Source organism: Micromonospora wenchangensis, from assembly GCF_002210435.1.
Taxonomy (GTDB): Bacteria; Actinomycetota; Actinomycetes; order Mycobacteriales; family Micromonosporaceae; genus Micromonospora; species Micromonospora wenchangensis.
The window spans coordinates 1-11,750 of the sequence record NZ_MZMV01000112.1 but is presented as its reverse complement, the minus strand read 5'-3'; the positions used below and the strand labels follow the sequence as shown (position 1 = coordinate 11,750).

General features: G+C 73.2%; 11 protein-coding genes and 1 pseudogene. 4 read left to right on the top strand and 8 right to left on the bottom strand.

Annotated elements, in window-relative coordinates:
- Positions 1 to 367, bottom strand: a pseudogene (locus B5D80_RS31975) (hypothetical protein); the annotation flags it as partial.
- A 194-nt stretch (positions 368 to 561) separates the two neighbouring features.
- Between B5D80_RS31975 and B5D80_RS31970 the strand changes: the two are divergent.
- The 3 genes from B5D80_RS31970 to B5D80_RS31960 all read left to right on the top strand — a co-directional run bounded on the left by B5D80_RS31970 (position 562) and on the right by B5D80_RS31960 (position 4,162).
- Positions 562 to 2,070: an HtaA domain-containing protein gene (locus B5D80_RS31970; RefSeq protein ID WP_088647656.1), complete on the top strand. Its 1,509-nt coding sequence runs from the start codon at positions 562 to 564 to the stop codon at positions 2,068 to 2,070.
- Between the two features lie 71 nt (positions 2,071 to 2,141).
- Positions 2,142 to 3,314 carry a WxL protein peptidoglycan domain-containing protein gene (locus B5D80_RS31965; RefSeq protein ID WP_088647655.1) on the top strand — a complete coding sequence of 391 codons (1,173 nt, stop codon included), beginning with the start codon at positions 2,142 to 2,144 and terminating at the stop codon, positions 3,312 to 3,314.
- On the top strand, positions 3,311 to 4,162 hold the full coding sequence (locus tag B5D80_RS31960; RefSeq protein WP_088647654.1) for a hypothetical protein: 852 nt from the start codon (positions 3,311 to 3,313) through the stop codon (positions 4,160 to 4,162). Before B5D80_RS31965 ends, B5D80_RS31960 begins: the two co-directional genes overlap by 4 nt.
- A gap of 55 nt (positions 4,163 to 4,217) precedes the next feature.
- Here B5D80_RS31960 and B5D80_RS31955 read toward each other — a convergent pair whose 3' ends face one another.
- The 7 genes from B5D80_RS31955 to B5D80_RS31925 form a co-directional block, all read right to left on the bottom strand.
- The gene (locus B5D80_RS31955; protein ID WP_144081833.1) at positions 4,218 to 5,432 is read right to left on the bottom strand and encodes a hypothetical protein; all 1,215 of its coding nucleotides are present in this window, start codon (positions 5,430 to 5,432) and stop codon (positions 4,218 to 4,220) included.
- Positions 5,433 to 5,567: 135 nt separating this feature from the next.
- Complete coding sequence (locus B5D80_RS31950) at positions 5,568 to 6,470, bottom strand: TIGR03619 family F420-dependent LLM class oxidoreductase (protein ID WP_088647657.1); 903 nt, start codon at positions 6,468 to 6,470, stop codon at positions 5,568 to 5,570.
- A complete protein-coding gene (locus tag B5D80_RS31945; protein ID WP_245855109.1) occupies positions 6,467 to 6,889 on the bottom strand; it encodes a MerR family transcriptional regulator in 423 nt (140 codons plus the stop codon). The genes B5D80_RS31950 and B5D80_RS31945 overlap by 4 nt, the downstream gene beginning before the upstream one ends.
- A 178-nt stretch (positions 6,890 to 7,067) precedes the next feature.
- Positions 7,068 to 7,961, bottom strand: coding sequence for a VOC family protein (locus B5D80_RS31940; protein ID WP_088647651.1), 894 nt, complete (start codon positions 7,959 to 7,961; stop codon positions 7,068 to 7,070).
- Positions 7,958 to 8,287 carry a Dabb family protein gene (locus B5D80_RS31935; RefSeq protein WP_088647650.1) on the bottom strand — a complete coding sequence of 110 codons (330 nt, stop codon included), beginning with the start codon at positions 8,285 to 8,287 and terminating at the stop codon, positions 7,958 to 7,960. Before B5D80_RS31935 ends, B5D80_RS31940 begins: the two co-directional genes overlap by 4 nt.
- Before the next feature lie 10 nt (positions 8,288 to 8,297).
- Complete coding sequence (locus B5D80_RS33590) at positions 8,298 to 8,786, bottom strand: aromatic-ring-hydroxylating dioxygenase subunit beta (RefSeq protein ID WP_158224284.1); 489 nt, start codon at positions 8,784 to 8,786, stop codon at positions 8,298 to 8,300.
- A gap of 44 nt (positions 8,787 to 8,830) precedes the next feature.
- Positions 8,831 to 10,210 (bottom strand): aromatic ring-hydroxylating oxygenase subunit alpha, encoded by a 1,380-nt coding sequence (locus B5D80_RS31925; protein ID WP_088647648.1) that lies wholly within the window; start codon positions 10,208 to 10,210, stop codon positions 8,831 to 8,833.
- Between the two features lie 310 nt (positions 10,211 to 10,520).
- On the opposite strand from B5D80_RS31925, the gene B5D80_RS31920 reads away from it, so the two are divergent.
- Positions 10,521 to 11,630, top strand: coding sequence for an acetamidase/formamidase family protein (locus tag B5D80_RS31920; protein WP_088647647.1), 1,110 nt, complete (start codon positions 10,521 to 10,523; stop codon positions 11,628 to 11,630).
- The last annotated feature ends 120 nt before the right edge of the window (positions 11,631 to 11,750 follow it).

Sequence of the window (11,750 nt, the reverse complement as noted above, 5' to 3'; positions counted from 1 at the left end):
TCACCCGGAACGAGCCGCCCGGACCGTACGGGACGGCCAGTCCCTCCCCGTAGGAGGGTGGGTCGGACGAGATCCAGTGCGAGGCGCCGGTGCTGCCGGTGGTGTCGACGCCGCCACCGCACGGGCTGGGGGCGACGCCGACGCCGTTGTCCACGCAGAAGGCGACGTAGATGCCCTTGGTGACGTCGTACCCGCTGCCGGTGACGGTCACCGTCGCCCCGGCGCGGGCCACCCCGCTGGTGGGGGTGGCGGTGAGGGTCTGTCCGGCGGTGCCGCGTCCGGTGCCGGCGTGAGCCGGCGTCGAGACAACACCGATACCGACAGTGATCAGGGTGGCGGTCAGGACGGCGCGACGCAGTGCTCGCATCAGGCTCCCCACATGACGGATCGGGCCGGCTGCCACACCGACCGTAGTTAAGGTTTGCCTAACCTAAGCGACTGATCCGCTGTTCACAAGGGGTTCTTCGGTCCAAGATCTTCGGCCGGTCGCCCGTGTGCCGCAGTAGTTAGGTTTGCCTAACCTAAACCACTGTCCGTATTGGGCACCAGAGAGGGAGCAGCATGGTCAGATTCAGATCCAATGCCGGTCGGTGGCGGACGTCGCGCTGGGCGGCGGTCGCCCTGCTCGGCGCGTCGACCGTCCTCGTCGGGGTCAGCCCCGCCCAGGCCGCCGGGGCGGAGGTCCGCTCGGGCAGCCTGACCTGGGGTTTCAAGGCTTCGTTCCGCGCCTACGTGAACACCGGCAACGGCAACCCGCCGATCGCCGCCAGCGACGGCGCAACCATCAACAGCAACGGCACCTTCACCTTCCCGGCGAAGGGCGGCACGTACGACGCCGGCACCGGCGCCATCGACGCCAGGTACGGCGGGAAGATCGTCTTCTCGTACCCGGCGCACTTCTTCACCATCGCGTTGGCCAACCCGACGGTCGTCGTGACCGGTGGCACCGCCGCCGTCAAGGCGGACGTGGACCTCACCACCACGGCGGCCGAGCCGGTCTCGGTCCGCCAGGCCACCATCGCCACCGTCACCGTCGGCGACGGCAACCCCGGTGGCAGCGGCGGCACGGTGACCGCGACCGACCTGGCGGCGACGCTGACCGCCGAGGGCGCCTCGGCGTTCAACGGCTTCTACACCGCCGGCTCCACGCTCGACCCGCTGTCGTTCACCCTCTCCACGGGTGGCGGCGGCGAACCGGCCGGACCGGCCGTCGGCGTCACCCCCGCAACCGGGCTCGACCCGGCCGGGGCGACGGTCACGGTCACCGGCAGCGGCTTCGACCCGGAGGCCAACGGGGCGGCGGGCATCTACGTCTCCTTCGGCCCGAAGGTCGACGAGCACTGGACCAACGCCGGTGTCCTGCAGGTCACCAAGTGGGTCAACAAGACGAACGAGCCGACGGAGGCCCGCGACCGGCTCAACGCCGACGGCACGTTCCGCACCACCCTGCCGATCAGCGCGGTCTACACCGACCGCACCGGCAACCGGGTCGACTGCACGGCCGTGCAGTGCTACGTGATCACCTTCGCCGCCCGGGGCTCGGCCGACCGGAGCCAGGACACCTTCACGCCGGTGACCTTCACCCGCACGCCGGCCGGCGGCGGCGACGCCGACCAGCAGATCACCACCACCGTCACCGGTGGCGCGCTGACCCTCGGCGTGGCCGGTGCCACGGTCGCCCTGCCGCCGGTCAGCAACGGGCAGGTCACCACCGGGGCGCTCAACACCGCCACGGTGGCCGACCTGCGCGGCACCAACGCCGGCTGGAGCCTGGTCGGGCAGGTCTCCGACTTCGCCTCGGCCACCGGCGGTGCGATCGCCGCGGACAACCTCGGGTGGACGCCGAACGCCACAGTCGGCACCGACGGCCTCGCCGGCACCCCCGGCGTGGTCACCCCGGGCGCGCCCGCCGCACCCGGCGCCGGTCTCGGCACCGCCCGGGCGCTGTGCACCTCGGCGACCGGCGCGAGCAACGGCACCTTCACCTGTGGAGCCGAACTCCGGCTCGGGGTTCCGGCGTCCGCTGCGGCGGGCGACTACAGCGCGGTGCTCACCCTCACCCTCTCCTGATTCGGCAACACCCCGGTGGGACGGGCTCGCCACCCGTCCCACCGGGCCCGATCACCCTCCCGGAGCCCGGCATGTCCCTGCGTACCACCCTGACCCGGGCGAGCGCCGTGCTCGCCGCCGCGCTGCTCGTGGCCACGGCACCGCCCGCACCGGCCACCGCCGCGCCCGCCCCGACGCCCGGCCCGACCGCCGCCGCCGGGGAGACCGGCGCGGCGCGCTGGGCCGTCCAGCCGTCCAGCGCCAAGGGCCCGACCGGGCGCAACTACTTCATCTACGACCTGGCCCCGGGCAGCACCCTGACCGACCACGTCGGCGTCACCAACCTCGGCGACCGCCCGCTCACCTTCGACGTGTACGGCACCGACGCCTACACCTCCACCGACGGCGCGTTCGCCCTGCTGCCGGCGGACCGGCCGGCCACCGACGTGGGCTCGTGGATCAGCGTCGACCGGCGGACCTGGACGATCCCGGCGGGCCGCCGGGTCGACATCCCGTTCCGGCTCACCGTGCCGGCCAACGCCACCCCGGGCGACCACACCGGCGGCGTGATCGGTGCGGTGGCCCGGGTCCGGACCACCGCCGACGGGCAGCGCGTCCTGGTCGACCAGCGGCTCGCCGCCCGGGTCTACCTCCGGGTCACCGGCCCGGTCCGGCCCGCCGTCACCGTGGAGGCGGTCGACGTCTCCTACGACAACCCGGTCAACCCGTTCGGCGGCGGCGACCTGGTGGTCCGCTACCGGCTACGCAACGACGGCAACGTCCGGGTCGGCGGCAGCGGCACGGTGACCGTGCGCGCGCCGTTCGGCCGGGAGCAGGCCCGCACCTCCCCCACCGACCTGCCGGAACTGCTGCCCGGGGGCACGTTCACGGTCACCGAACGGATCACCGGCGTACCCCCGCTGCTGCGGCTGACCGCCGAGGTCGACATCGCGGCGACCACCACGGACACCGCGCTGCCGCCGGTGGTCCGTACCGCCGGGGTGTGGGCCCCGCCGTGGCTGCTGCTGGCCCTGCTCGCCGGGGCGGCCGGCTGGGCCGGGCTACGGTGGTGGCGACGCCGGGCCGCTGCCGCCGCCGGTCGACCGTCCACCCCGGACCCTGCCGACACCCCGGCCGCCACCTCCGCGACCGGCGCTGCCGCCGCCGGGCCGGCTCCGGTTACCGCCGACGGGTCGGCTCCGGCAGCCGCCGCCGGGGCGGCTCCGGGTGTCGACCCGCGTCCCGATGCCCCGCCCGCCCGATGACCGGGCCGCTGCGTACCGTCGCCCTGCTGGCGGTGGCCGCCGCGCTGGCTCCGGCCCCGGGGGCAGGCGTCGCGGCCGGCACCCCGGCGGGCGGTGGTCCCGGCGTCACCGTGCCGGCAGGGACGCTGCGGGTCGGCCAGCGGGTGCTGGTCGGCCTCGACGGCTGGCCCGCCGGCACCGTCCAGATCGAGGTGTGCGGCAACGCCGCCCGGCGCGGCGTGCTCGACTGCGCGACCGGGGCCGCCACCCACGGCCAGGTGCCGCCGTCCGGCCGGGCCACCCTGCCGGTGCTGGTGGCCGCCCCGCCGGTGGCCTGCCCCTGCGTGCTGCGGGTCCGCACACCGACCGGCACCGCCACCGCCAGCGCCGACCTGACACTGGCCGGGGTGACCGCCCCGGCGGTCGCCCCGACCACCCCGCCCGAGCTGACCCTGGTGGCGTTGCGGGCCGTCGACCGGTCCGGGCCGCGCGGCTGGTTCGGCCTGCCTGGCGAACTCGCGGTCCGGATCACCCTGCACAACCCCGGCGCGGAGGAGATCACCGACCCCGCGTTCGCGCTGACCGTCGGGCCGCCCGGCCGGGCCCGGACCATCGTGGCCGCCCCGGCGCTGGGCACCATCGCCGCCGGGCAGACCCGGGAGTACCACGTGCCGGTGCCCACCGGCGCGGCCCCGTTCGGCCGGTACGAGGTGGACGGCCGGATCGTGGTGCCCGGTCGGCCGCTCGCGTTCACCGTGGCGGCGGACCGGCGGCCCTGGGGGCTGCCCGTGGCGGCGGCCGTCCTCACGGTGGTGCTGCTGCTCGGCCGCCGTGGTGGCCGAGCGGCCCGCCGCCCACGGCGGAGGTAGGGCCCGGCCCGGGTCGGGCCGGCTGGCGCGGACCGGCGCGGGGGCGTCGACGGGGTCAGCCGGTGGTCCGCAGTCGGTGCAGGAGGCCGGCCGGGCCGGGCCCGCTCACCGCGAAGGAGGCGGTGAAGGTCGACGGGCCGGGTGGGGCGGTGACGGTCGCCCAGGTGACGCTGGCGAAGTCGCCGACCACCGTCGACTGCCAGGTCGTGCCGCCCGGCGGGCGGTAGGCGAGGTTGACGCTGCCGCCGAGCCCGGACGCGACCAACGCCAGTGTCCGGGGCGCGAACGACTGGTTGTCCACGGTCAGCTGGACGGTGTAGGTGACCCCCCAGTTCCGCAGGTTGGGCTTGCCGCCGCCGAAGGGCGAGTTCACGCAGGGCGTCACGAGCGGGCCCTCCGGCGTGGTGAGCGACACCAGGTCGCCGCCGAGCGCTGTCGTGTTCTGCAGGTGGTTGAGGTTCGTCGCCCAGCCCGTGTTCGCGTAGCTGTTGGTGGGGCAGGCCGTGTTGACGCCGGCCGTGGCGCTGAGCAACTGGTCCTCGACCTTGCCGGTACTCAGGGTCGAGGTGATGGTGAGGGTGGCGGCGCTGATCGGGCTCAGGCCCTTGTCGAAGCGGTGCTGCGCCTGCCCGTCCCGCAGGTCGGTGGCGTAGCCGGGGTAGGTGTAGTTGCCGGTGGGCGCGGTGCTGGACCAGGCCAGCACCTCGGCGGTGAGCAACCCGGTGGTGCTGAAGTCGGCCGCCCCGACGAGGTACTGGTTGACTGTGGCGGGCAGGCCGGTCCCGAGCTGGTCGCTGCGGTACAACCAGGCCCGACCGTTGCCGGGCACGGTGATCGTGGTGCTCTCACTGCTGTTGAGGAAGTCGGCCAACGCCGGGCCGCCGATGCCCGCCGCACCGGCCCGCCAGACGCTGCGGGTCCGGGTGACCACGGTCGCGGTGCTGCGACCGTTGGTCAGCCGGATGCCGTAGTGCAGCGGCACCGCCGGGCTGGTCCGGTTCACGTGCGAGAAGTAGGCGCGGTACACACCGCCGGCGGTCAGGCCGTGGGCGGAGATCGCCCGGCCCGCCTCGGCGAGGTCGGTGTTGCGGAGCGAATCCGGGTTGTTCACATAGAGCAGGCTCCGCCCGTCGGTGACGGTGCCGGCGCTCATCGTGCCCGTCGGCACCGCGGCCACCGCCGGTGTCGCCACCACCGCACCGGCCCCCACCACCATCGCGCACCATGCGACCAACGCCGCCGCCCGCCGGGCGGCCGTCCTGCCAGACATCATCGTGCTCCCGCCACCGTCGGCTCCGACCGTCCGCGCCGCTCCGTCCGCGCCGCTCCGTCCATTGTCGACGGCAGGCGTCCCGCCGGCCAACCACGGGTCAGCTTGCCGACAGGGCGACGGCGTGGGCCCGAGCTAGCGCGGGCCGGACCGGTGACCCACCCGGGGCAGGACCTCGTCGGCCAACCACGCCAACGCCTCGCCCATCCGGCGTCCGTCGACGGGCATCCACAACGAGCACATCGCCACCCCCGCGTCGGCGAGCTGACACAGGTCGTCGACGATCGCCGTGGTGGTGGCGCGGGGGCCACCGATCAACCGGCCCGGCGCGGGCCGGACCGCCGGCATTCCCGGCGGTACCAGGAATCCGACCGTGCTGATCCCGATCGACGCCGGGTCACGTCCCGTGCCGTCGGCCAGTTCCTCGATCCGACGCCGGAAGTAGCGGGCCTCCTCGTGGTCGAGGCCGGAACCGTGCCAGCCGTCCCCGAACCGCAGCGCCCGCCGGATCGCCGCGTCGCTGTGTCCACCCACCCAGACCGGTGGCCCGCCGGGCCGGTACGGGGGAACGCCGATGCGGGCGTCGCGCAGGCCGGCGAACCTGTCGTCCAGGTCGGCGGTGGTGCCGGTCCACAGAGCCTTCATGATCTCCAGGCTCTCGTCGGTCCGCCGGCCACGTAGTTCGAGCGGCACCCCCAACGCGTCGAACTCCTGCGGGTTCCAGCCGGTGCCGACGGCGACCGTCAGGCGGCCCGCCGACACGACGTCCAGCGTCGCAAGCTGGTTGGCCAGCACCACAGGTTGGTAGTAGGGCAGGACGAGCACGCTCGTCGCGATCCCCAGGTGGGTCGTCGCTCCGGCGACCGCCGCCAGCAGGACCACCGGATCGAAGCCCGCGCCGTGCGGGTTCTCCAGCACGTGGTTGGCCATCAGGACGTAATCCAGGCCGATCCGCTCGGCGTCCCGCGCTGCCCGCAGCATGGCGGCACCCGCGTCGCCCGGCCACGCCTGCGGTTCGAGGGAGAGTCCGAATCTCATCGTGACCACTCGTCGGCCACGGTCTCCTCGGCGCGGGCCATCGCCGACCTGGTCGCCAACAACTGCCGGGCGAGCCGCCCGCGCAGGTCCTGGAGAGCGGCGATCCGCCGGTCCAGCGCGCCGAGCCGGTCGGTGGCGACCCGGAGCACGTCGGGGCACCGGGGCAGGGTGCTCAACGGCTCGTCGAGGCACCCCTTGTCGATCGAGAGCCGGATGTCCTCGACGGTGAGGCCGGAGTCGAGCAGCTCGTGGATGTTCCGGACCCTGACCACCGCCAACTCGTCGTACTCCCGATAACCGTTGGCGGCCCGGCCCGGGGCGATCAGGTGCTGCTGCTCGTAGTACCGCACCGAACGGACGCTGACGCCGCAGCGGCGCGCGAGTTCTCCGATCCGCATGTCACTGGTCCCCTTACGCACCCGGCGATGCTAGAACCCTGACATTGATGTGAGGGTCAAGTCATCGTGTGCGCGGCGGGACCGGACGTCGCGGGCAGACGAGTGCGGGGTGGCCCCCTGACCGGGCCACCCCGCGTTCGCACCCCTCACCGGCGGGCGGGTACGACAGTCCGCCGGCCGGTCCTGACGGGGGTGCGGGTCAGAAACGCGCCCAGTCGTCGGCGGCGGGACGCCACACGTCGATGTTGCGCGGGTCCACCGCCATCCGGCGGGCCCGGTGGGTCTCGTGCTCCTCCGGGGTGAACACCCGGTGCCTGTCGCACAGCTCGTAGCGCGGCCCGTGCCGGGTGTCGTGCATGTAGAAGGCGATCGACGTGGACGCCGAGTGGTTGACCAGGTCGGAGGCGATCGGGACCTGCTTGTACTGGGCCCGCGCCCGGCCGCGCATCACGTGGTCGAAGCTCTTCATCATGAAGCACAGGTGCGCGACGTAGAACTCGTTGTTGCGCTGGATCGCCAGGCTGTGGTGGTAGCGGTCCTCGCTGCGCAGGAAGACCGTGACGTCGCCGACGTGGTCGGACTCCAGGAAGCCGAGCACCTTGGTGTAGAACGCCAGCGTCTCGTCGTACTTGTCGGTGGCGAGGAACGGGTGGACCAGGTCCAGCGGGCGCAGCTCGATCAGCGGCGGCTCGGCGTACTCCTGGAACTCGGTGAACAGCTCGACGATCAGCCCGTTGGGGTCGCGGACGGCGAAGCCCCGCTGGACCAGTCCCTTGACCCGGTCGGCCAGCTCGAACACCTCGTGCCCGGCGGCGGTGACCCGCTCCCGCAGGTCGTCCAGGACGGCGTCGTTCTCGACGCTGAACCCGACCGCCGTGGTCCACGACTCGGTGCGCTGCGGCGCGGCGACCAGCTCGATGCTGTGGTGTTCGAGGTCGGCGCGCAGGAACGCGTACTCGTCGTCGTGCTGTTCCAGTTGCAGCCCGACGTGGTACTGGAGGAACTCGATGGAGGCGGCCAGGTCGGGCACCTCGATCCGGGCGTACTCCATGCCGTAGGGCCCACGGCGGCGGGCGGTGGCCTCGGTGGTCATCTGTGACCCCTCTCGATGGGCTGGGCGTCCCCGGCGGTGGGGAGACTGACGATGGCCTGACGCTCGATGACCGGCCGCCAGCGTTCCCTGACGAACCGCTCGTGCGAATCGCTGTGCAGGTAGTCGAGCAGGTCCTGCTCGGTGGGGAACTCCACGACGAAGCCGTGGGTCATGCTGGTGTCGCGGGTGCTGACGTTGACCCCGCTGCGCCAGTTGCGCATGGCGGGGTAGCGGCTCGGGAAGGTCTCCAGCTCGGCCAGGACGGACTCGGCCGCGCCGGGCGGCAGGTCGTCGCGGAACCGGAAGACCAGCATGTGGGTGATCATGGCGGCCGGCTCAGAGGATGAAGCTGAGTCGGGCGCCGGGGTCCATCGACTCCATCACCGGGACGGCCCGGCGCAGCCGGAACCGCAGCCCGTCCGGGTCGACCTTGAGCACGTGCTCGTAGCGGCCGACGTAGGTGTAGGCGCCGTTGTCGCGGTAGCGGTGGATGATGAAGTTGGCGCTGATCCACACGGTCTCCGCGCCGGCCTCCAACAGCAGCACGTTGGAGACCATCCGGTGGGTCCGCGAGTGCGGGTTCTCGGCGTGCGCCTTGCGGCTCTTGAGCCGCTTGACCCGGGCCTGGATCAGCTCGTAGTCGTCGGCCACGAAGTACCCGGCGGTGGTGGCGTCCCAGCCGGCCCAGTCGGTGGTCGGCACCTCCAGCCGGCCACCCGGCTCGATGAGGGTGAGCCACTCGTCGAGCCGCCACTCGTCGAGCAGTTGCGCCTCCCGGTAGAGGAACTCCTCCACCTCGGCCCGGGTCACCTCGCGCGATGCCACACTGACCACTCCCCCACGGCTCCCGGCCGTCGTCGACGACGCGCTCACTTGCCCGCACCTCCCGTGGCGGGTCCGGCGGCGGGCGTACCGGCCGGCGGGTCGCCGGCCACGCTGGTGCCCGCCCCGACCTTTTCGGCCCAGCGCCGCCAGAAGCTGCGCATCGCGCCCTCGTCGATCGAGCGGCCCTGGTTGCCCTGCTTCTCGTTGGCCATGCCCCGCGACATGTCGCTCCAGTCGTGGGCGGGGTCGGCCGAGTCGGCGGTCGCGGTGATGCCGCGCTGCACCGCCTCGTACGCCTCGATGTCGTCGGGGGTGGCCAGGCCGCCCGGCCCGACGAAGCTGACCATCGTCTTGATCCGCAGCGCGCGGACCGACTCCGGCTCGCCGACCTCGACGAACTGCCACGCCCGCACGTCGGTGCGGTCGGCGGCGACCGGTTCGAGCTGCCGGATGGTCAACGCCTCCAGGTCGAACAGCAGCAGGTTGGGGAAGACGAACAGGATGCGGCTGGCGTCGGCCACCTCGGCGGCGAGTTCGGGGCCGAGGCGGGCCTCCAGCTCGCGGCGCTTGGCGACGGTGCGGGTCTTCTCCTCGTCGCCGAAGCGGGGCTCCCAGACCATCCCGATCCGGCCGTTGTGCCCGGTGAGCACGAGCAGCCCGTGGCCGCCGCCGAGGTCGTAGGCGTACTGGTCGTCGTCGGTGACGGCGAACCCGGTCTCGCGCAGGTAGCCGACGAAGGTGTTGTGGGTGGGGGCGAAGTGGTAGCCGTCCATCGCGTTCTCGACGGCGAGCTTCCAGTTGCCCTTCACGCTGTAGAGCTGCACGCCCGGCAGGGTGGTCATGCCGTGCTCGCCGATCTTCGCGGTCAGCGACATGTAGTGCGCGGCCGGCCCGAGGTGGGTCAGCAGGTCGGGCACGTCCGCGTCGAAGGCGACGAAGACGAACCCCTCGTGGATCTGGAGCCGGGGCACCTGGCGCAGGGCCATCGACGCCCGGAAGGCGGGGTCGTCGGGGTACGCGTCGTCGCCGGGCAGCGCGGCCAGTTCGCCGGAGTTGCTGAACGCCCAGGCGTGGTAGAAGCACTGGAAGAACTTCGTGTTGCCCTCGCTGTGCCGGCACAGCACGGTGCCCCGGTGGGTGCAGGCGTTGAAGAAGGCCCGCACCTCGCCCCCGGCGTCCCGGCAGAAGATCAGCGGTCGACCGCCGAGGGTGCGGGTCTTGAAGTCACCCGCCTTCGGGATCTCGGTCTCGTGGCCGAGATAGAGCCAGGTGTGATTCCAGATCCGGTCGATCTCGGTCCGGAACACCTCGGGGTCGCGGTACGCCGAGCGGTGCACCCGGAACCGCAGCGCCTCCCAGTCCTCGTCGATCATCGCGCCGTCACCGGTGGCACCGAGCGGACGTACCGGCGTCTGCTGCGCCATCACCTCACCGCCTTCTACGTCATGCGAGACAGCATCTCGCTACACGATGCTGCTACTCGGCCATGGCAACTGTCAAGAGCAGGGCAGACTCCGACACTGGGTTACTCGCTGTTAATACGAACGCAACACGCAACGGTTGCTTCGCCGGTCACGATCCCCTGCATCCGACATGGCCCGGCCGATCCGCCCGACCCCGATCGCCGGCCCTCGGATGCGGCCCGCGCATCCCGTCGCCGGCCGCCGGCCACCCGCACCGGGCCGCGCCGTCCCGTCGCACCGCCAGCCGGTGTCACCCCTTCCGGAGGATGTCATGCTCCAGCCGCACGATGGCCCGATCGGTGGAACCCACTACCTGCCGAGCACCCCCGACACCTGCCTGTGGGGCCGGTTGCCCAACCGGCGGCACGAACCCGTGCTGCGGGTCGGCTCCGGCGAGACCGTGACCATCGACACGCTCAGCCACGAGGGCATCCTGGAGGACCAGGGCCGCGACCCGGTCGGCTTCCTCAAGCAGTTCGACGTGCCCGCCGACCAGGTCCTCACCGACGCCCGCGACCTGGCCGCCTCCGACGTCGCCCACGACTACGACGCCGACGGCCCGCACGTGGTCACCGGCCCGGTCGCGGTGGCCGGGGCCGAACCCGGCGACCTGCTCCGGGTCGAGGTGCTCGACCTGCTCGTCCGCGCCCCGTACGGCTTCATCAGCAGCCGGCACGGCTACGGCGCGCTGCCCGGCGAGTACCCGCTCACCCCCACCGACACCGGCCCGGACGGCGACGGCCCCCGGGAGTACGGCACCGTCTCCCACTTCACCCGCGTGCTGCACAGCGGCGGCCGGCTGCTCGGCACCCTGCCGTACGGCGACGGGCGGGCCGCCACCTTCCCGCTGGCCCCCTTCCTCGGCCTGATGGGCGTCGCCGTGGACACCGACGAGCCGGTGCACTCCGTGCCGCCCGGCGCGTTCGGCGGCAACCTCGACATCAACGAACTCCAGGTCGGCTCCGCCCTCTACCTGCCGGTACAGCTACCCGGGGCGGGTTTCTACGCCGGTGACCCGCACTACGCCCAGGGCGACGGCGAGGTGGCGCTGACCGCCCTGGAAGCGCCGCTGCGGGCCACCCTGCGGCTGTCGGTGATCCCCCGGGCGCAGGCCGGCGGCCTGCTCGGGGCCGTCAACGGGCCGTTCGGCGAGACCGCCACCCACTGGCTGCCGGTCGGCCTGCACGGCGACCTCGACGAGGCGATGCGCCGGGCCGTGCGGGCCGCCGTCGACTTCCTCGTCCGCACCCAGGGCATGCCCCCGCAGACCGCGCTGGCCTACCTGAGCGCCGCCGCCGACTTCGAGGTGAGCCAGGTCGTCGACGGGGTGAAGGGCATCCACTGCCTGATCCGCAAGGCCGACTTCCCGGCCCACTTCTGACCGACGACGCGCCCCGGCCCGTGGCGCTGTGCCACGGGCCGGGGCCGGTGTCGTCCGGGCGGCGCTCGACGTGCGCGGGATCGCCGCCACGCCGCTGCCCCCGACCGGGACAGGCCGGGG

Excerpts from the sequence above, each read along its gene's own strand:
- B5D80_RS31960 (WP_088647654.1), top strand. The coding sequence starts at position 3,311 with ATGACCGGGCCGCTGCGTACCGTCGCCCTGCTGGCGGTGGCCGCCGCG.
- B5D80_RS31965 (WP_088647655.1), top strand. The coding sequence starts at position 2,142 with ATGTCCCTGCGTACCACCCTGACCCGGGCGAGCGCCGTGCTCGCCGCC.
- B5D80_RS31920 (WP_088647647.1), top strand. The coding sequence starts at position 10,521 with ATGCTCCAGCCGCACGATGGCCCGATCGGTGGAACCCACTACCTGCCG.
- B5D80_RS31935 (WP_088647650.1), bottom strand. The coding sequence starts at position 8,287 with ATGATCACCCACATGCTGGTCTTCCGGTTCCGCGACGACCTGCCGCCC.
- B5D80_RS31925 (WP_088647648.1), bottom strand. The coding sequence starts at position 10,210 with ATGGCGCAGCAGACGCCGGTACGTCCGCTCGGTGCCACCGGTGACGGC.
- B5D80_RS31950 (WP_088647657.1), bottom strand. The coding sequence starts at position 6,470 with ATGAGATTCGGACTCTCCCTCGAACCGCAGGCGTGGCCGGGCGACGCG.
- B5D80_RS31970 (WP_088647656.1), top strand. The coding sequence starts at position 562 with ATGGTCAGATTCAGATCCAATGCCGGTCGGTGGCGGACGTCGCGCTGG.
- B5D80_RS31940 (WP_088647651.1), bottom strand. The coding sequence starts at position 7,961 with ATGACCACCGAGGCCACCGCCCGCCGCCGTGGGCCCTACGGCATGGAG.
- B5D80_RS31955 (WP_144081833.1), bottom strand. The coding sequence starts at position 5,432 with ATGTCTGGCAGGACGGCCGCCCGGCGGGCGGCGGCGTTGGTCGCATGG.